This window comes from Nitrosopumilus piranensis, assembly GCF_000875775.1.
Taxonomy (GTDB): Archaea; Thermoproteota; Nitrososphaeria; order Nitrososphaerales; family Nitrosopumilaceae; genus Nitrosopumilus; species Nitrosopumilus piranensis.
On record NZ_CP010868.1, the window covers coordinates 272,467 to 290,272 of the forward strand.

General features: G+C 32.4%; 21 protein-coding genes. 12 read left to right on the top strand and 9 right to left on the bottom strand.

Going from position 1 to position 17,806, the window contains the following annotated elements; all coding sequences use genetic code 11:
• Window positions 1–7: 7 nt before the first annotated feature.
• Both NPIRD3C_RS01505 and NPIRD3C_RS01510 read right to left on the bottom strand, forming a co-directional pair.
• Window positions 8–931, bottom strand: a complete 924-nt coding sequence (locus tag NPIRD3C_RS01505) for a homoserine kinase (protein WP_148702520.1) — start codon at window positions 929–931, stop codon at window positions 8–10.
• Complete coding sequence (locus tag NPIRD3C_RS01510; protein ID WP_148702521.1) at window positions 931–1,689, bottom strand: ATP/GTP-binding protein; 759 nt, start codon at window positions 1,687–1,689, stop codon at window positions 931–933. Before NPIRD3C_RS01510 ends, NPIRD3C_RS01505 begins: the two co-directional genes overlap by 1 nt.
• Window positions 1,690–1,817: 128 nt before the next feature.
• On the opposite strand from NPIRD3C_RS01510, the gene NPIRD3C_RS10560 reads away from it, so the two are divergent.
• The 3 genes from NPIRD3C_RS10560 (at window position 1,818) to NPIRD3C_RS01520 (ending at window position 4,215) form a co-directional block, all read left to right on the top strand.
• Window positions 1,818–1,970 carry a hypothetical protein gene (locus tag NPIRD3C_RS10560; protein WP_192827856.1) on the top strand — a complete coding sequence of 51 codons (153 nt, stop codon included), beginning with the start codon at window positions 1,818–1,820 and terminating at the stop codon, window positions 1,968–1,970.
• A 90-nt stretch (window positions 1,971–2,060) separates the two neighbouring features.
• A complete protein-coding gene (locus NPIRD3C_RS01515; RefSeq protein WP_148702522.1) occupies window positions 2,061–3,077 on the top strand; it encodes a lysylphosphatidylglycerol synthase transmembrane domain-containing protein in 1,017 nt (338 codons plus the stop codon).
• 343 nt (window positions 3,078–3,420) lie between these two features.
• Window positions 3,421–4,215, top strand: coding sequence for an SDR family NAD(P)-dependent oxidoreductase (locus NPIRD3C_RS01520; RefSeq protein WP_148702523.1), 795 nt, complete (start codon window positions 3,421–3,423; stop codon window positions 4,213–4,215).
• A gap of 8 nt (window positions 4,216–4,223) precedes the next feature.
• On the opposite strand, the gene NPIRD3C_RS01525 is transcribed toward NPIRD3C_RS01520, so the two are convergent.
• From NPIRD3C_RS01525 to NPIRD3C_RS01540, 4 genes are all read right to left on the bottom strand, one after another.
• Window positions 4,224–4,625 carry a hypothetical protein gene (locus NPIRD3C_RS01525; protein ID WP_148702524.1) on the bottom strand — a complete coding sequence of 134 codons (402 nt, stop codon included), beginning with the start codon at window positions 4,623–4,625 and terminating at the stop codon, window positions 4,224–4,226.
• 12 nt (window positions 4,626–4,637) lie between these two features.
• Window positions 4,638–4,949 (bottom strand): hypothetical protein, encoded by a 312-nt coding sequence (locus tag NPIRD3C_RS01530; protein WP_148702525.1) that lies wholly within the window; start codon window positions 4,947–4,949, stop codon window positions 4,638–4,640.
• Window positions 4,950–5,103: 154 nt separating this feature from the next.
• Entirely contained in the window at window positions 5,104–6,339 is a 1,236-nt protein-coding gene (locus NPIRD3C_RS01535; protein ID WP_148702526.1) for a glycosyltransferase, read from the bottom strand.
• A 31-nt stretch (window positions 6,340–6,370) separates the two neighbouring features.
• A complete protein-coding gene (locus NPIRD3C_RS01540; protein ID WP_148702527.1) occupies window positions 6,371–7,486 on the bottom strand; it encodes a THUMP domain-containing protein in 1,116 nt (371 codons plus the stop codon).
• An 84-nt stretch (window positions 7,487–7,570) separates the two neighbouring features.
• On the opposite strand from NPIRD3C_RS01540, the gene NPIRD3C_RS01545 reads away from it, so the two are divergent.
• From NPIRD3C_RS01545 to NPIRD3C_RS01555, 3 genes are read left to right on the top strand one after another with little or no spacing between them, the layout of a single operon-like run.
• The gene (locus NPIRD3C_RS01545) at window positions 7,571–8,296 is read left to right on the top strand and encodes a phosphoadenylyl-sulfate reductase (protein WP_148702528.1); all 726 of its coding nucleotides are present in this window, start codon (window positions 7,571–7,573) and stop codon (window positions 8,294–8,296) included.
• Window position 8,297: 1 nt separating this feature from the next.
• On the top strand, window positions 8,298–9,440 hold the full coding sequence (sat, locus tag NPIRD3C_RS01550; RefSeq protein WP_148702529.1) for a sulfate adenylyltransferase: 1,143 nt from the start codon (window positions 8,298–8,300) through the stop codon (window positions 9,438–9,440).
• A gap of 31 nt (window positions 9,441–9,471) precedes the next feature.
• Complete coding sequence (locus NPIRD3C_RS01555; protein ID WP_148702530.1) at window positions 9,472–10,137, top strand: hypothetical protein; 666 nt, start codon at window positions 9,472–9,474, stop codon at window positions 10,135–10,137.
• Here the strand turns inward: NPIRD3C_RS01555 and NPIRD3C_RS01560 are convergent.
• Window positions 10,121–10,771 carry an endonuclease III domain-containing protein gene (locus NPIRD3C_RS01560; protein WP_148702531.1) on the bottom strand — a complete coding sequence of 217 codons (651 nt, stop codon included), beginning with the start codon at window positions 10,769–10,771 and terminating at the stop codon, window positions 10,121–10,123. The two genes, NPIRD3C_RS01555 and NPIRD3C_RS01560, sit on opposite strands and share 17 nt — an antisense overlap.
• Before the next feature lie 55 nt (window positions 10,772–10,826).
• Here NPIRD3C_RS01560 and NPIRD3C_RS01565 point away from each other — a divergent pair, with 55 nt between their 5' ends.
• Window positions 10,827–11,981 (top strand): aconitase X, encoded by a 1,155-nt coding sequence (locus NPIRD3C_RS01565; RefSeq protein WP_148702532.1) that lies wholly within the window; start codon window positions 10,827–10,829, stop codon window positions 11,979–11,981.
• On the top strand, window positions 11,978–12,364 hold the full coding sequence (locus NPIRD3C_RS01570; protein WP_148702533.1) for an aconitase X swivel domain-containing protein: 387 nt from the start codon (window positions 11,978–11,980) through the stop codon (window positions 12,362–12,364). The genes NPIRD3C_RS01565 and NPIRD3C_RS01570 overlap by 4 nt, the downstream gene beginning before the upstream one ends.
• Here the strand turns inward: NPIRD3C_RS01570 and rqcH are convergent.
• Window positions 12,342–14,288 carry a ribosome rescue protein RqcH gene (gene rqcH / locus NPIRD3C_RS01575; RefSeq protein WP_192827857.1) on the bottom strand — a complete coding sequence of 649 codons (1,947 nt, stop codon included), beginning with the start codon at window positions 14,286–14,288 and terminating at the stop codon, window positions 12,342–12,344. The two genes, NPIRD3C_RS01570 and rqcH, sit on opposite strands and share 23 nt — an antisense overlap.
• A 103-nt stretch (window positions 14,289–14,391) precedes the next feature.
• Between rqcH and NPIRD3C_RS01580 the strand changes: the two genes are divergently transcribed.
• From NPIRD3C_RS01580 to cobM, 4 genes are read left to right on the top strand one after another with little or no spacing between them, the layout of a single operon-like run.
• Window positions 14,392–14,865, top strand: coding sequence for a hypothetical protein (locus tag NPIRD3C_RS01580; protein WP_148702535.1), 474 nt, complete (start codon window positions 14,392–14,394; stop codon window positions 14,863–14,865).
• A gap of 28 nt (window positions 14,866–14,893) precedes the next feature.
• The gene (cbiT, locus tag NPIRD3C_RS01585; protein WP_148702536.1) at window positions 14,894–15,484 is read left to right on the top strand and encodes a precorrin-6Y C5,15-methyltransferase (decarboxylating) subunit CbiT; all 591 of its coding nucleotides are present in this window, start codon (window positions 14,894–14,896) and stop codon (window positions 15,482–15,484) included.
• Window positions 15,485–15,519: 35 nt separating this feature from the next.
• The gene (cobI, locus tag NPIRD3C_RS01590) at window positions 15,520–16,242 is read left to right on the top strand and encodes a precorrin-2 C(20)-methyltransferase (protein WP_148702537.1); all 723 of its coding nucleotides are present in this window, start codon (window positions 15,520–15,522) and stop codon (window positions 16,240–16,242) included.
• On the top strand, window positions 16,235–17,005 hold the full coding sequence (gene cobM, locus NPIRD3C_RS01595; RefSeq protein WP_148702538.1) for a precorrin-4 C(11)-methyltransferase: 771 nt from the start codon (window positions 16,235–16,237) through the stop codon (window positions 17,003–17,005). Before cobI ends, cobM begins: the two co-directional genes overlap by 8 nt.
• On the opposite strand, the gene NPIRD3C_RS01600 is transcribed toward cobM, so the two are convergent.
• Window positions 16,986–17,741, bottom strand: coding sequence for a glutamate racemase (locus tag NPIRD3C_RS01600; protein ID WP_148702539.1), 756 nt, complete (start codon window positions 17,739–17,741; stop codon window positions 16,986–16,988). The two genes, cobM and NPIRD3C_RS01600, sit on opposite strands and share 20 nt — an antisense overlap.
• Window positions 17,742–17,806 lie beyond the last annotated feature (65 nt).

Consider the following 17,806-nt stretch of genomic DNA (forward strand, 5'->3'; position numbering starts at 1 on the left):
CACCAAATTATTTTCTTTTGTCTGCTGCACCTTTACTTGGCTTGCAGATTACTGTCTGACATTTTGTGTTTGCTGCTGCAAATCCCCTTGACATTGCTGAGCTGATCTTTTTCAAATCTGCAGAACTCTTTGAAAAGGCAATTACAGATGGTCCTGCACCGCTAATTGTAACGCCTAATGCACCTGCTTTTAGGGCATTTTGCTTAACTTTGGAGAATCCTGGAATCATATGTTTTCTCGCAGGTTCCACTATCACATCTTTAATTGAATTGCCAATCAAATCTGAATCTTTTTTCATAAATCCTACAACAATTGCTGATGCATTTGATAAATTCAAAACACTGTCAGTTAGTTTAATTTTCTTTGGAATAACTCCTCTTGAAACCTTGGTTTTCTTTTTTGGGACATCAAGTTTTGGAACAGCTACACACATTCTAAGATTTGTTGGAGGATCTATTCTAATTACTTGTAATGGATCTGTTTTGACAATTACAAATCCGCCTAAAACAGAAGCTGCTACATTATCATAATGCACAGAACCTGCACTAGCCTTCTCACCTGATCCTGCAAACTTCACTAGTGAATTTCCATCCAGTTTTAATCCAAACAATTTGTCAAATGCTACTGCAGTAGCTGCAGCTGAAGCTGCACTACTTCCCATTCCAAATCCTGCCGGAACACCTTTTTTGATTTTTATCTCAACTCCACTTTTTATCTTGAATTTTTTCTTCATATTTTTTACAACTAGTCCTGCAGTGTTATTTTGTGGATTTGTTGGAATGTTGTCATCTGTAACTATCCTAATCCCACTTTTGGTTTTAGTTAGAGTTACTATGTCGTAAAACGCATCTACTGCCAAACCAAACACATCAAATCCTGGACCTAAATTTGCAGTAGATGAAGGTGCCTTTACTGTAATTTTTGATACCACTAGTCTTCTACCTCCTCGCCCAAGTTAAGAATTCTGCTAAGGGCTCCTTCAAGATTAACAAACCCATCTCCTGTAACATTTGAAATTGGAATCAATCCTTGTGCAAACCCACTAAGATTCAAGCCTCTCAAAATATTTGTAGTCAAAGCATAGGTATCACCATCTGCATCTTTTGCAATGGCATTTTCTAATGTACTTAAACTAGTTGACCATTGCAAAATATTTTTGAGATTTGCTCCAATAAGATCAGTCTTTGTTAATACATTGACTGTAGGTAAATTCAGACGTAATCTAATTGACGTAGCAAGAAGTGCAATTGAAACAAAATTTACTGGCGTTGTAATTAAAGCACCATCAAAAAGAAAGATATTTGTTTTTTCTTCTGATGTTATGTTGTCTATAAGGAAACGTCCACTAGAACGATATGCAAATAACTCAATTTGACCTGGTGTGTCAACTATTAGATAATCAGGATTTACTCTGTTTACTTCGTTTTGAATCTCATCTATTTTTGATGCGATCAAATCAGCTGCCATGACTAATGCTCCATTAGGACCTAGATCGTATTGTTGCATGATAGATACAATATCTACAAAATCTCTTACATCTATATCGCAACTATATGGTAAATTTTCTACTCCGGGATCTAAATTCAAAATGGATGTGAATGCTCCATTCTTTGTGTAGTAATCATATAATTTTGATGACAGTAATGATTTTCCAGAACCTGCAGTTCCAGAAACAAAAATAGTTTTCAATTCAGTCTGGTTCTAAATTTGCTCATATTTCAAACTAGCTTGATTATGATTATGAAAATATCAAATTAGCACTAAAAATCACAATTAAATTCCGTCTGATCTTTAACTAACAAAATTCTTCATTATTTGTGAAGCAAAACGTACTTGAAAAGGAAATGCATCTAAAAGAACTGGTTGTAAAATTATTAAAAGAAAACAATCTCTCAGACTATGAATTACTAGATTCATCATTTAATGAAATTAAAGAAGAACTTCAAAACCACCATAGAAATTCAATTTAGAACAAAACCTGTGCCTAATTCTAGGCGTAAAAAATTCTCTGCAACTGGCTTTCTCAACTTTCATATTTGATTCTTCAAAAAAATTATTAGATGAACTGGAGACTTGCAGCTATTCCTGCCACACTTATTCCAATTTTCATTATAGCTATTCAATTTGATATTAAATTAGAGGATGTGTTAGCAATTGGTTTTTTCCCATTTGTTGGAGCAGTTGTAGCAATGCTAATCAAATTAGGTCTTCAGGGAGTCAAGTTTGCATATATTACCAGAAAGTATCTTGGCAATTTTGACTCTTTTTTGAAATTAACTGGAGTTCGTGTAGGTAGTGAATTTATCAAATTTACTACTCCAATGTTTATTGGCGCAGAGTTTATTGTAATCTATTATTTACACAAAAAGGGAGTAAAACCCTCAAAATCAACATGGATTGCTATCATGGATATAGTCACTGAGGTATTTGCAGGCGGTTTGTTATCTATAATGGCAGGAATAATTGCACTACTCCATGGTGCATATGTAGTTGCAGCAGTAGTTTTGGGGACTAGCATTACTGTGACTGCCTTGTGGATGATTCTTTTCTTCTTGTCTTCCAAGCACACATTCCAAGTTCCCAAAGTCTTTGGAAATCTTGCTAAAAAGTTTGGAAAAGAAAAGGGTGTCAAGTATATTGAGCAGACAAATTCCTGGATGGAAGAAGTATGTACTATGAGCAGAAAGAATCTAAGAACTTCTGAATCAAAAAAGGTCTTTACAGTATCATTTTTGTTTTCACTTGCATCTTGGTCATTTTATGGAATTTCGTTTATGATAATTGCAATGGGAACTGGATATGTGATTAGTGCATTTGATTCTATTATGGCAGTAATGGGGGCAAATGCAATTGGAAATCTTCCAATTACTATAGGTGGTTCTGGTCTTGCTGAATTTGGAATTGTTGCATATCTGAACAATCTAAATCCATTTGATTTTGATATCTCTGAGGGTGGCCTAGCTTGGGATGCAGTGATTGGTTGGAGAATTGCAACATACTACGTCCCAATTGTAGTTACTTGGTTGCTTTTAGTAAAGCTGGCTTTGAGTAGGATCTCAAAACCACAAGCAACATAGAAATAATATTTCCCGATTTTGGGAAATTTGATCTTCATATATTAATGAAATATTATGTAAATATACTATTGAAAAGTCAAATTTTGTTTGCATTTGTTGCATTCACAATTACATGATTGATAACCCTTGGATTCTACCTTGACGTTTTTGCTTCCCCTGAAGATAATAATGATGCTGATTATGCATGTCCAACTTTGAAACCAATCAATATCTTAAATGGGTAACCAGATCATGATGGAGATTTTGGTATTGATTCCGTAGAAATTGCTAATGGCACAGATCCCTGTGTAATCTAATATTTTTTTATAGAAACCACTTTATCTCTAAATGATCTTTTCAAATTGTGGATTTTAAAAACACTAATGTTCTAATAACTGGTGCATCGTCTGGAATTGGACAACAAACAGCAATTGAATTTGCAAAATTGGGTGCCAATATAATTTTAGTTGCAAGAAGAAAAGAAAAACTAGATAAAGTTGCAAATGAATTAGAAAAATTCAAAGTGTCAACACTTGTTTGTCCGTGTGATGTATCAAATAAAGTTCAAGTAAAAGAAATGTCAAATACTGTTTTAGAAAAATTCCCTTCAGTTGATATACTAGTGAATAATGCAGGTTTTGCAATATATGGTTCTGTCAAAGATATATCAATTGATGAGATTGAATCTCAAATGGAAACAAATTATTTTGGAATGGTGTATTGCATAAAAAATTTCCTTCCATCAATGCTAAATAAAAAGTCTGGTCATATTATCAATGTTGCTTCAGTTGCTGCAAGTTTTGGTCTTCCAGGAATTGCATCTTATTGTGCATCAAAATTTGCAATCTTAGGATTCTCTGAAGGCTTAAAACATGAACTAATAGATACTGGGGTAGGAATTACTGTTGTAAGTCCAATTATGGTTAGAACAGACTTCTTTGATCATCCCTCATTTGAAAAGATGCCAAAATATTCTCCAACATCACTTAGTTCTAAAACTGTTGCAAAAGCAATTCTAAAAGCAGCAAATTCTTCCAGACTAGAAATTATTGTTCCTTCTGTAGTAAGAAGTGCTGTTTGGCTAAAGCATACATTTCCTTATTTCATAAACCCTATTCTTGGAAAGTCGTTCAAAAAGCAATTAGATTCTGTAGAGTGATTCCAAGTTCATTCTTCAGCATCATCTTCGGCTTCACTAGAGCCTACATCTAACAATTCAAGTGACTTTAAATCAAATTGATAAATTGCATTCATTTCTATCTCTTTTTCTTTTATCAAGTATTCTGAGACTTTTTTGCTAAGTGGTGCTTTGTGTTGGTCAAAAACAAATTCGTAAACTTCTCCTTTTAACAAATTATCCATTTTGATACTTTTTGGAACATCCATAGTTACTATATGTCGTCCATCCTCTACAGCATCATACAATTGAACATCAATTTTGTTATCTTCATAATAAAACTCTAAAATATATCCAGATTTTTTTAATTCTTCAGGTTTTTTGAATTTTGCATTCTGAATTTCATCTGTAACCCATTCAGGAATTTCATCTTCTTTCTTCTTTTTTACCATAGTAAAATCACTCTAGTTTTCAGCTTTTTCTTTCTTGCTTTTTGACCACCATTCTAAATAGTCATCATGTTTGTCATCACGGGTTCTTTCTTTTTGATTTAATCTGAATCTAATATCTGATATCTCTTCTCTTGTAGCATAAAGGCCACATCGCTTGCAGATGAAATGTCTTCGATTCTTTTCATCCATTTTCATTGGAATATCAATTTCATCAAATAATTTGAACAATGCATCTCTGCTCCTGTCTTCTTCTGGAAAATCTTCGATATACTTGGCTTCAATCTTCTTTTTCTCTCTTGATGTACATTCTGGACAGTTAGGCACTGATGATTTGGCTTAATTTTTTCCATAAAAGCGTTCCCACATTGTTAATTGATCGATATACATCTGACACGCGGATTTTTTCATCATCCCTTTCGGTCCGTTCGCCCATCGAAATCCCGCGTGCCAGATGAAGCCAAATTCTAAAAATAATGTATTATCTCTTTTCTTCTAAGGTTTGAGCCGCAATCTTTGCTGAATTTTCTGCTCCGTTAGGAACAAAATTCTTTGAAAATTCCTTCAAATTCCCTTCAAATTCCTCATAATCTTCTTTAATTTTGAAAATCCCTTCAATAACCTGCTTTGTTTTTGTAGCTAGTATTCCTAGGTTCTTTTCTTGAGCCCATCTTATATTATTTGTATGCTCATCATAAATTGGGATTCCAATAATTGGTTTTGATCTTCCACCCATAATTTCACCCATTACAGTGTGGGAGCCATTAACTACTGCATATTTACAAAAATCTAATACTGTATACTTTTCTTGCTCTGAAAGAAATCCAACATCAATTTGAATCCAATCTATTTTTTTATCTAATGCATCTGATATGGAATATTCATTTCTATCCTCTCCAATCACTCTATCAATTTTAGGATCATTTCTTGCATGCGAAATTATTCTTTTTTCTTTTTTCATCTCGTCTTGATCAAATACTTCCTCATATCTCTGACCAGTTCCATCATTTGTTGATTTATTTCCTGTTCTCATCCAATAACCATATTCATTATTTTCAATTAATTTTTCAAGATCAGATTTTTTAACTTTGTTAATTTTTTTGGTATTTGTAAAGTGCCCTACATAGGTTACCTTATCTTCAGCTTCTTTTATGAAATTTAAATTGTATTCACACATTGTATAAGGGGGTGGTGAATCCGCTACAAGAATTTTTGACGCTTTTAAAATTTGTTTTGCAACAAAAATTAGGGAAGGATACAGATATGATCTAGAACTGTATAGTCTGGGTCTAAATTGATTTGTTATGAATAAACTCGGTATGTTTCTATTTTTTGCTAATATGTTAGAGCCCATATCACCATCATTTATCACTAAATCAAATTTTTCTTTGTTGTAGAGCTTTCTTTCTTCTTTAAGATAATTTGCAATTTGTCTAACAAGTGGTGGATTTTTTGAAATTGGTAATAGTAAATTCATCAACGACATTGAAACACTTGGTCCAAACTTTCCATCAATTGGAGTCGGCATTAAAATTTCATGAATTTTTTCTCTTTCATTTGGAAATTTTTTTAGTAATTTTTCATAAACATGATCTTTACTTGAAAAATGAACTTCAAAATCTTCTTTAATGTGATCACCGAGTACCTCATTTAGCCTCATCATTCTAGAATAATGACCACTTCCCCATGGGTAGATGAATTCTCCTATTTTGAGCACAATATTGGAATCAAATATGCCGTTTAAATTCTCAGTGATTTTCTTCTAATGAATCTAAAATGTCATGAACATTGTTTGGTCCTGCCTGAATCGAAATCAATTTTTTTGTTTTTAGGGCATTTTCTACCTCTTTTTTTGCAAAAGATGGAATTTCATTAGAACCAATTGTAACAATTTTTTCTAATTTCTTGATGCTTCTCTCTAATCCAATTTCTTTTGCTTCATCAAACAAACTTGTATCTACTCCAGACAATGGAATTAATGGAATTTTTTTCTTTGAAAATACTAGTCTTATTGAATTATCTAGAAAATCTGATGAAAATACTAGTGGTGATAAAGCCAATGATATTCGTTTATTTGGAAATTGTAACATTATTTCTAAAATTGAATTTATGTATGTCAAATAATTTTTGACACCATTAGGATTTATTTTCAGATGAAAAAATTCTAATTCAATTTTTTCTTGTACTAATCGTGGAATGATTTGGTTAAGGACTTTGATTAGATTCATCAATTCTGATTTTTGTCGATAACATACAATTATTTTTGTATCATAACCTTGCTTTATTGTTTCATAACAAGAGACTGCAGACAATTCATCATATATTGCACAAATTGTTTTATGACTTTGTGATTGATATGGAATTCCATCCTTTCCTTTATCTGAAAAGATACAGATGTATGCATGATTTTTTGTAAGATATGTATACAATAACTTGTCATAATTTTGATCAGTTCCTGGGTGGGCTCCTAGTTTTGATTTTTTTTCTATAATGTTTGATGTTGCAGCAATCTCTACATCTTTTGCAAGAAATCCTCTTGATGATCCCTCCACTCTAACTAAAAATTTCTCTCCTCTTAATAGTAAATTGCCTCCTATAGAAGTAATTTCTGAAACAATATCTTGATAATTATTTTTTATTTTTCTTGCTATTGCAATCTCTTTTATTCCAAAAAGCATATTGATTGCGGATGATGCAAAAACAGGATCATTGGCATCAACTAGAATAATTTCTCCATCACGTTTTACAGACTTGAATTGTTGATTTTTTATCTTGAGGATTTTTTTAATATTTGAAATTAATTGCGGAATTTTATTTTTTGAAAATATGGTTGGGAAAACTACTACATAAGATGTTTCATCCATCTTTTCTATTTGAAAATCTACTTGTTTATAATTTAGGATTAAACTTCGGGTAATCAATATAAAACAAATGCTTCAAATGAATATGTGACTAGATTTACGCAAGAACAAGTAGATGAACTCAATTCAAAGATAAAGACTGCTCAAGAGGCTCTTCAATGGACATCAGATAATCTTCATCCTAAAGTCGCAAAAGCTTCCAGCTTTGGTGCTGAAGATGCAGTTGTAATGGATATGATGTTAAAGATTAATCCAGAATTTAGATTCTTTACATTAGATACAGGACGATTGCCTCAAGAGACATATGATATTATGGATGTTTTGAGAAAAAAATACAATATTACAATAGAAGTACTATTTCCTGATACTAAAGAAGTTGAAGACATGGTAAAAGAAAAAGGACTAAATTTATTCTATGAAAGTGTTGAAAACAGAAAGCTTTGTTGTGAAATACGTAAAGTACACCCAATGAACAAAATGTTGAATACTCTTGATGGTTGGATTACTGGATTAAGGCAAGAACAAACTAAGATTAGAAAAGATGTAACAATGTTTCAACTAGATCATGGACATGATGGCATCCTCAAGATTAACCCAATAATTGATTGGACATGGGATCAGATTCAAGAACATATAAAAAAATATGATCTACCATACAACAGCCTTCTTGACAAAGGCTATCCTAGTATCGGGTGTGAACCATGTACCAGACCAATCAAGTCTGGAGAAGATATTAGAGCAGGAAGATGGTGGTGGGAACAAGGAGAACACAAAGAGTGTGGCCTTCATATAGAGCGTAAAAGAGCGGATTAGTATGTCAGAAAGTAATTCAATCAAACCACACGGCGGAGTACTAATTAATAGAATTTCAGATGTTGATCCCACTGGATTATTCTCAATTACAATTTCAGAAGATTTAGCAAATGATGTTGAAAATATTGCAGATGGAATTTTTAGCCCCTTGGAAGGATTTTTGGGTCAGCAAGACTTTGAGAGTGTTGTATCACGAGGAAGATTGGCAAATGATCTAGCATGGACTATTCCTATCGTACTAGATGTTGATGAACAAACAGGCTCTAAAATGAAAGATTCAGGCAAGGTTCTACTACAAAACCCTCAAGGAGTAGGAGTTGCAGTGCTAAATGTAGACGAAGTCTATACTTTTGATAAAGAAAAAACATCTCAAGGAATCTACGGAACAATTGATTCTTCTCATCCAGGCGTTGCAAAAACAATGTCAATGAAAGATTATCTTGTTTCAGGAAAGATTGATTATATTCAGAGACCTGAAGACTCTGAGATTAGAAAATACAGACTAACACCAAAACAAACAAGAGAAGCATTTGCACAAGCTGGATGGAAAACTATCTGTGCATTTCAAACAAGAAATCCTCCACACGTTGCACATGAGATGTTACAAAAAACATCAATTACAACAAGAGATGGAGTTTTTGTAAATCCTATTATTGGAAAGAAAAAGTCTGGTGACTTTGTTGATGAAGTTATTGTAAAATGTTATGAAACCATGATAAAACTATACTATCCAGAAAATAGATGTCGTCTTGGAACCCTACATACTGAGATGAAATATGCTGGACCAAAAGAAGCAATTCATCATGCAATCATGAGACAAAACTATGGATGCACTCACATTATTATTGGTAGAGATCATGCTGGCGTTGGAAAATTCTATGAACCATTTGCAGCTCAAGAGATCTTTTCAGATTATCCTGAACTAGATATTGCTCCAGTATTCTTCCCACCATTCTTCTACTGTAGAAAATGTCTTACATACACAACACCAAAGGCATGTCCACATGACAATGATGACAAAGAGCAAATCAGTGGAACTGCATTAAGAGAGATGATTCAAAACGGGCAAGCGCCTTCTGAATTCATTTTAAGACCAGAAGTTGCTCAATTAATCCTAAATCATCCAAAACCTTTTGTTGATTAACTATTTATTCAATCAGACTTGGACTAGCTCAATGAGATATCTATTTGTAATAATTTTACTTTCTGTAATTTTTGCTACTCCTGCATTTGCACAGGAAGTTAATCCTTCATTAATTATTGATACGATAGAGATCCCTGCCCAAGAATTTAACCGCATTTTACGTGATGCGCCTATTGTTCAACTAGATGATGTTCATGCAGTAAGCTGGCAAGTAACAATTGATAACAATCTAATTTATGCAAATCCTAATGGAAATGCAGTTTTTAGACTCTATGATGCTAACTCTGAAGATGAATTCATCGAAGTAGGAATGGGTTCAATTCCTGATAACAAGTTCTGGGTTGCAGTACAGACTCCAAAAGAAGGATACATTGTTGTTCATAGTGACTTGGAAAGAGGTTGGTATCCACAAGCAAAATCAATCATATCATTTACTGATAGAGCTGGACTTACTGTAAATAATGGAGCAAGAATCGTAGTTACTAATCTAGACATTGGAGAATTTGCAATTGGTTCTTACTCTGTACATGGAATGGAAGGTTCTACTGATCCTCCTGCAGTTAATTCAGGAAGTCTAGTTTTAGAGTTTTTATCTGGTGATCCATCAAAGAATGCATTTGCAATGTTTCCATTTTATGTTGCAGCAGGCATTGGAGTAATAGTTGGTGTGTTGTTTCTAACTAAGAAACGTTCTTAGATTTGTAAAATTTACAACTTTTTTTAATCTTACATACATCACACATTGGTGAAATTGGCTTACAGATATTTTGGCCATACATTACAAAAGTATCGTTAATATCAATCCAAAATTTTTTATCTACTTTTTTCATTAACTCTTGTTCTGTTTCTTCAGGATTCTTTGTTTCAACTAGTCCAAGTCTATTTGAAATTCTATGAACATGAATATCAACTGGAATTGCTGGTTTTTCAAATGCATAAACTAGGACACAGTTTGCAGTCTTTCTTCCTACTCCTGGTAATTGTACCAAAATATCTAATTCCTCAGGCACTTTACCATTGTATTTTGAATCAATTATCTTTGCAACTTCAATAATTCTTTTAGATTTTACATGATAGAAACCAATTGGTTTTATTATTTTCTCAATGTCTTTTAGTTTAGCATTTGCAAGTTGCTTTGGATTTTTGTATTTTGAGAATAATACTTTGACTACTTTGGTTGTACTCTCATCTTTTGTTCTTGCTGAAAGAATCGTTCCTATCAATATACTAAATGGACCCGTTTCAGCATCATGAAGATCCCTAAGTGCAGTTATTCTTGGTGTTTTTATAGAATTCATTGTATCCATCATTTTGCTTAGAATTTTTTCCATTTTCATATGAAAAACTACGTACAAGTATTATAACTGTAAATCCAAATCATTCTCATTGGAATTAACTAGAGAAGAAGAATCTGCACTAAAAGGTGAACAAGGTGAGATTATGGAAATGGCATATAGAATTCTTGTTGCAACCGGAGAGGCAACAGATGCTGAAAAACTAATCCCAATCGAATGGACTCATCTTTCAGGAGTAAATTATAACACAATTGGTGATGCAGGAGAGGAATTTCTTTCTAGTATTAGCAAAGATGCTAGAGTCAAAGTAAAAACCACTCTGAATCCAATGGGATTTGATATTGATAATGTGTCTAATTATGGATTAGATGAGAATTTTATCTCAAAACAACTTTCTATTAGAAATTCATATGAGACAATGGGCGTGATCCCATCTTTTTCATGTATTCCTTACGAAATCTTTGATATTCCAAAAGTTGGAACTCAAGTTGCTTTTGCAGAAAGTAATGCTGCAATACACGCAAATTCTTATGATAACTTGAAAACAAACAAAGAAAGTGCATTTAGTGCTTTAGCTAGTGCACTAACTGGAAAAAGTCCATACTCTTCATTACGAAAAGAAGACTCACCAAATGTATCAATTAGAATGAATGTAGACAATCCAAATGAGCTTACATATGGGATGCTAGGATATTTTGCAGGCAAAGTTGGGGATATCTCTGTAAATATTTCTGGTCTAGGTGAGATGGATAACCGTCAATGCAAGGCAATGTGTGGTGGAATGGGAACATCTGGAACATGTGCCAAATTTATTTTTGGAGAGGATGATTCTGATTCTGAAAAAATAGATTTTGATGAAAAAGCCATGCAAAATGTTCATGATGAACTAAATACATCAGAAAAAGGCGATATCATTACACTTGGAAGTCCACAATTAGGATTAGAAGAAATTTCAGAACTTGCTGGAAAATTAAAGGGACGCTCTTTTGAGAAGCGATGTATGATATTTACTCCCAGAACCATAAAAGAAAAAGCACAAAAAATTGGTTACACAAATGAATTAGAACGGGCTGGTTGTGAAATTCTATCTGACTGCTGTACTTGTCTTACTCCTTTGATTAACAAAAATGATGTTGATGCTGTTACAACAAATAGCATCAAGGGCGCATTTTATCTAAAAAATTCTAATGGTGTTGATGTAAATTTAAAATCACTATCTCGAATCATAGAAGATGAGACAAGATGAAGGTTCTAGTTTCAGGAAAAGTTGAAGGAGTTGTTCTAAAATCAAAAAATGCTATTAATTTTCTAGGTACTGTTGATAAGAAAACTGGAATTATCAGTGACAAAAATCATGATCTATATCAAAAATCAATTAAAGATACAATCCTAGCTTTTCCTTCAGGTGTTGGAAGTAGTGTTGGTGCATATACAATTTACTCTATAAAATCAAATAATACAGCACCTCTTGCAATGATTTGTATGAAAGCAGATCTTACAGTAGCTACTGGATGTGCACTGGCAAATATTCCACTAGTAATTTTATCTGATGAAGAATTTTCATCAATTAATGATGGAATGAAATTATCACTTGATACTGATTCTGTTAATCCAATTCAGTATCAATGAAATTTTGAATATCTGCTTCCCCTCTGCCGACATCTTTTACTTGACTCTTTCCGGCAGGCATAACACGTACAAATTCATCAATACTAATCTTCTTTGTAATCTCTTCGTGAATCTTTGTGAATTCTATTCTAATTTTCTTTGCAGCATCTACCATTTCAATTCCTTGAGGCTCAATAATTGCATAACAGATTGAATTTTTCTTAATTGTTTCAGGAGGGCCACATGTTAACGCATAACCCTCTTCTTGTGGGATTATTCCTACAGCTAGTTTGAGATTTCCACTTTTAATGAAATTTCTTTGTCCTTCAATTGTAAATGATCCTTTTGGAAGGAATTCTCCACTAGGGGCAGATTTTTTTACTTGATCAGGATTAACCCAATATGCACTAACACCATACATTCCTTCTCTCCAAGCCCGACTAAAACAAACTGTGGCATGTGCAACTTCGTTCATACTAGTATCAGGTGCATTTTGTGCATCTTTAATAATAAAAAACGGTGACCCAAAAATATCACCATGAAAAATTTTGTCATTTTTTTCCAAATGTTTTCTTACAACAGCCGAGTTTGATGCAGCATCTCTGCCACCAATTACCAAGAAACCATCAGTTGTATGGAACCATCTATATCTTTCATACCAATTTTTCTTTCTTATTTCTGAAACTAGAATTGAATCTTTCTCAGACTCTGTTTTATTTTGTAATTTTTCTAATTTTTTCAAAGTTTTAGACTTGATTTCTTCAATTGAATTAATTGCACCTGATTGTTTTTTTGCTTCATTAAATAACGTAGATGCAATTGATTGAAGAGATGCTTTAGTGTTTATCTTTATTTTTTCATCTTGAATAACAACTAATGAAATTCCTTTTTCGCTGATCAATTTTGAGTTATTCTTTGCCAAAATTTCTTGTGCAACTGCATTTTCAATTGATGTAATTCCTTTTGAAATCATTTCAAATAGAGAATTTGCAACATTGGTAATGCTCTTTGATCTCTCTTTTACCGTCTGAATTGCCTTTTCCTGTTCAGAAATTTGAGTTTGAAGTTCTTTTATCTTCTTATCAGAACCACTTGATTGAATTGATTTTCCTTTTTCTACAATGTTTTGTGTAAAAACAGTATCAAGCCCCTCAATGAAGCTATTTACTTTAGTAATTTCTGCTTTAACTTTTCCAAGCTGAATTGGAAGAACTTCTGTTTTTTCATTTCTAACAATTACTGGATTATGATTTTCTGAAACTATGTCTGAAACAACTTTTCTTGTAGTTCCAAATATTTTTTTAATTTCTTCATTTGTTAAAAGATTTCCTATTTTTTTTGGATCAATATTTGTCATTTCAAAAATCCCCTCAACGTATTTTTTTGGTAAACCTAGCGTACGTCCAAACCATTTTGCTGCAACTAGATCTGTTGTTTTAATTTCTTCAAAATCATTTTCTGATAAATTGAAAATATCTAATCCACTTTGAGGGGGTTGAACATATTCTAATCCTACACTTAACTTTCTATGTCTTACATCAATTGAATGTTGTAGTGCAAGAATCTTCATTTCATTATTACAAAGTAAAATATTCCCATCTCCAAAAAATTCACCAACCAAAACAAATTCTTTTCCAAATCCTTCAAAAGTAAAATATGCTATTCTCTCAGCACCAATTTGTTCTATTTTCTTTAATTTTAATCGAAGAAGATCACTACGCAATCTTTTGAGTAGCTTGTTTGGTTCTACCTGATCTATTTTTACTTTAGTTAACCAAATCCCATAAGTTGAGATCATCATGAAGAGATCACTCTTTTCGGTATGGTGTAGTTTGAAGAGTATACTGTCTTTTGTTATTCCATAGATATTACTAACATAGTAATCTTCAACTTGTTTTGAAATTTTATCTACCAAATATCGTAGTTCAATTCCAGATAATGTCATGTCTATCATATTTTACATCTAAAATTATACCCTTGCTATGACGTGCTCAATTTTTGACCAAAGATATTAAACATGGTTTGCTTGAGACACGCTAGAAATTTAATTGGCCAAATTCAAAAAGAAAAAATCAAAACCCACACCTGAGCCTGAAGACTCTAAAAAAGAGTCTAAAGAAGAACCAGTTGATATTCCTGAAACAGAAAAATCTGAATCTACCTCAGAACCATCAAAAGAGCCTTCAATAAATGAAGCTGAGAAAAGTGAGAAAGATAGAAAATTAAATAAATTGTTTTGGATGCGTATTGCTCTTGCAATTATTGCAGGTACTGCAGCAACCTTCATCTTTGAAGACATCGAAGGTGAAGAAAGAAGATGGGCATCTATTGCATTTATGATTATAGTATTCTTTGGAACAATAATTGTAGCTAAAGGAATGAAGATGCAATTACCATCATCAGACAGGAAAAAAGTTGTTACACAAGCAATTGGCAGTTATGTTTTCTTGTACTTGTTTACATGGATTGTGACTTATACACTAGTTCATTCTGGAAGTGTTTCTACTGGAATTAATATATAATAGAATACTGCAAACGGTGACAATCTAAATGTGGAACTATAAAACCCCTGGAATTCCTGATGAAGAATTTGAAAGGACAGAAAAAGTTCCCATTACAAAAGAAGAAGTAAGATCTGTTCAAATTTGCAAAGCAAGACTACAACCAGGTCAAATTGTTTATGATGTTGGTTGTGGAAGTGGTTCTATTTCTGTAGAAGCAGCACTACAAGTTGAATCCTCTGGAAAAATTTTAGCAATAGATTATGATCAAAATGCAGTAGACCTAACAAAAAAAAACTTACAAAAATTCAATTTATCAAATGTTTCTGTAATATTTGGAAACGCTAAAGAAAAAATTTTAGAACTTGAAGAAGCTGATGCAATATTTGTTGGAGGCACTGGTGGTGATACTAAAGAAATTGTTGAATTGGCAGAAAATAAACTAAAGAAAGACGGAAGAATTGTAATTGGAATAATCCTTATTGAAACATTATATTCTGTATTGCAGGTTATGGGCAAATTACGGTTTAAGGATGTAGATATAACTCAAGTTACCATATCTAAGAGTAGAAAAACTACTACGGGAACTATGATGCTGGCAAGAAATCCTGTAACTATAATTTCTGCAACTAGAGTCTAATCTAGCTTTTAATTGGGATAAGAATCAGTCATTTCATGCCTGGATTAATAGGAATTGGAGTGGGTCCTGGAGATCCTGAACTTCTTACAGTAAAGGCTGTAAAGGCAATTCAAAATGCTGATATCATCATGTGTCCTGCCTCAAAGGAAGACAGACCTAGTATTGCATTCTCTGTAGTTGATTCTATTATTGATAAATCAAAGAATCAGGAAATTGTTAAGCTAATCTTTCCTATGACTAAAGACAAAGATGTTCTTGAAGAAACTTGGAAAAAAAATGCAAAGATTATGGCACAAACAGTACAATCAGGCAAAAATGTTGTTTATCTAACAGTAGGTGATCCATTTCTATACAGTACTTGGATATACATGCACAAGGATTTAACAGAAAAATATCCTGAAATGAAGATTGAAGTTATTCCCGGAATAGTTTCAATGTTTACATTTGCATCAAAGGTCGGTGTAAGTATTGCAGAAGGTGCCGAGAAAGTTGCAATCATCCCATCTTGTTATGATCTAAGTAGTGTTAAAGAAATAGCAAAAAATTCTGAATCCATGATATTTTTAAAAGATGGCAGATATTTTGATCAAGTAATTGATGTTTTAAAAGAATCAGGATTTCCTGATAATTCCATTTTTGCAATAGGACAAGATTTGGGAACAGAAAATGAAATAATTAGAAAGATGACTCTAGGTGAAGTAAATGATGACACATTGACTACAAAATATTTCTCTATTCTGGTGGTAAAACGTGTCTGATGTATTCTTTGTTGGTTGTGGACCAGGTGATCCAGAACTAATAACAATCAAAGCAAAAAAATTAATTCAAAAAGCAGACGTTGTTGTCTATTCTGGATCTCTGATTCCTGAGCCCATTTTGAAATTATGTAAAAAAGGAAAACTCTATGATGCAGCTGGAATGATCAGAGAAGAAATTTTTGATGTATTGTACAAAAACGCAAAAAAGGATAAACTTGTTGTAAGGTTACATGATGGTGATCCATCAATCTATGGTGCTATCAAAGAACAGATTGATAATCTTACCAAAAAAGGAATAAACTCTATAGTAGTACCCGGAATTACTGCATTCTTAGCCTCAGCAGCTGCTCTTGGAACACAACTAACTCTTCCAGGAGTAACTCAAACAATTATTGTTACAAGAGCAGAATCTAGAACTAAAGTTCCAAAAAGAGAAAAAATTTCAGAACTTGCAAAACATAAAGCAACTTTAATTTTCTATCTTAGTGTTCATTTAATTTCAAATTTGGTTAAAGAAGCAATTGCAGGTGGATACAAAAAGAAAACACCTGTTGCTATAGTGTATAGGGCAAGCTGGAAAGATCAAAAAATCATTAAAGGAACACTTGGCAATATTGCAAAAAAACTCAAAGAAGAAAAAATTACTAGAACTGCCATTGTAATAATTAGTGATGTGATTGATCCTGAAACATATGAATATTCTAAATTATATGATAAAAAATTTAGTCATGGTTATCGAAAAGCTAAAAAGACAAAAAATTAACTTTATTTTTAATCCCAATTTTTAATAATTTTGATTGAAAGTTTTTTGTATTTCCAGAAGTAAAAATTTTCAAAGAATTATTTTTTGATTGCATATTTTTTGTTTTTGAAAATATTTTTTGTACTACAATGCTTCCTGAATCTATAAACTGTACATTTGGAAATTCTTTTTCTAGATATTTTTTTAAAAATGGTAAATGCGTGCTTGATAAAGTAACAACATCAATTAAATTCTGATCAAGTATTTGTAATTCTTTTTTGATAATTTTTTTACAATAATTTTTTTCTGTTAGAAATTTTCCTGATTCAACTAAATCTACAAGTTTTGAACCATTTATCTTAAAAATTTTAAAAGATTTTGGAATATTTTGTCTAATGTACTGTGATAACCCTTTACTCTTTATGGCAGACTCTGTTGCAAGTATTCCAATTTGCTTTGATTTTGTAATTTTTCTTGCTTCTTTTAATGGTGGCCTTACATCAAAAATTCTTGGTGTTGATAAATTTAACATGAGACTTGGTGTATTTGATGCAACAACTATGAAATTTGGTGAAAACTCTTCTAACAATTTGATTGATTGCTGGATAATCTTTTCTAGTTGAGCCCGAGATTTTTTACCATATGGATAACTTTGCTGGTCAGCAAAATAGATGATTTCTGATTTGAATGCTCTTTGTATTTGACAAATAATGGATAATGAGCCTAATCCTGAATCAAAAACTGCAATTTTGGCCACAACATTATCACAAGAATCTCAGAATAATAGTTTGTTAGCTAATTTTACCCAAAAACTGATCTAAA

What these genes read in the sequence shown, in the direction of transcription:
- NPIRD3C_RS01515 (WP_148702522.1), top strand. Translation starts at nt 2,061, where the DNA reads ATGAACTGGAGACTTGCAGCTATTCCTGCCACACTTATTCCAATTTTC.
- NPIRD3C_RS01560 (WP_148702531.1), bottom strand. Translation starts at nt 10,771, where the DNA reads ATGGAAAAAATTCTAAGCAAAATGATGGATACAATGAATTCTATAAAA.
- NPIRD3C_RS01570 (WP_148702533.1), top strand. Translation starts at nt 11,978, where the DNA reads ATGAAGGTTCTAGTTTCAGGAAAAGTTGAAGGAGTTGTTCTAAAATCA.
- rqcH (WP_192827857.1), bottom strand. Translation starts at nt 14,288, where the DNA reads ATGACATTATCTGGAATTGAACTACGATATTTGGTAGATAAAATTTCA.
- sat (WP_148702529.1), top strand. Translation starts at nt 8,298, where the DNA reads ATGTCAGAAAGTAATTCAATCAAACCACACGGCGGAGTACTAATTAAT.
- NPIRD3C_RS01525 (WP_148702524.1), bottom strand. Translation starts at nt 4,625, where the DNA reads ATGGTAAAAAAGAAGAAAGAAGATGAAATTCCTGAATGGGTTACAGAT.
- cobI (WP_148702537.1), top strand. Translation starts at nt 15,520, where the DNA reads ATGCCTGGATTAATAGGAATTGGAGTGGGTCCTGGAGATCCTGAACTT.
- NPIRD3C_RS01555 (WP_148702530.1), top strand. Translation starts at nt 9,472, where the DNA reads ATGAGATATCTATTTGTAATAATTTTACTTTCTGTAATTTTTGCTACT.
- cbiT (WP_148702536.1), top strand. Translation starts at nt 14,894, where the DNA reads ATGTGGAACTATAAAACCCCTGGAATTCCTGATGAAGAATTTGAAAGG.
- NPIRD3C_RS01540 (WP_148702527.1), bottom strand. Translation starts at nt 7,486, where the DNA reads ATGGATGAAACATCTTATGTAGTAGTTTTCCCAACCATATTTTCAAAA.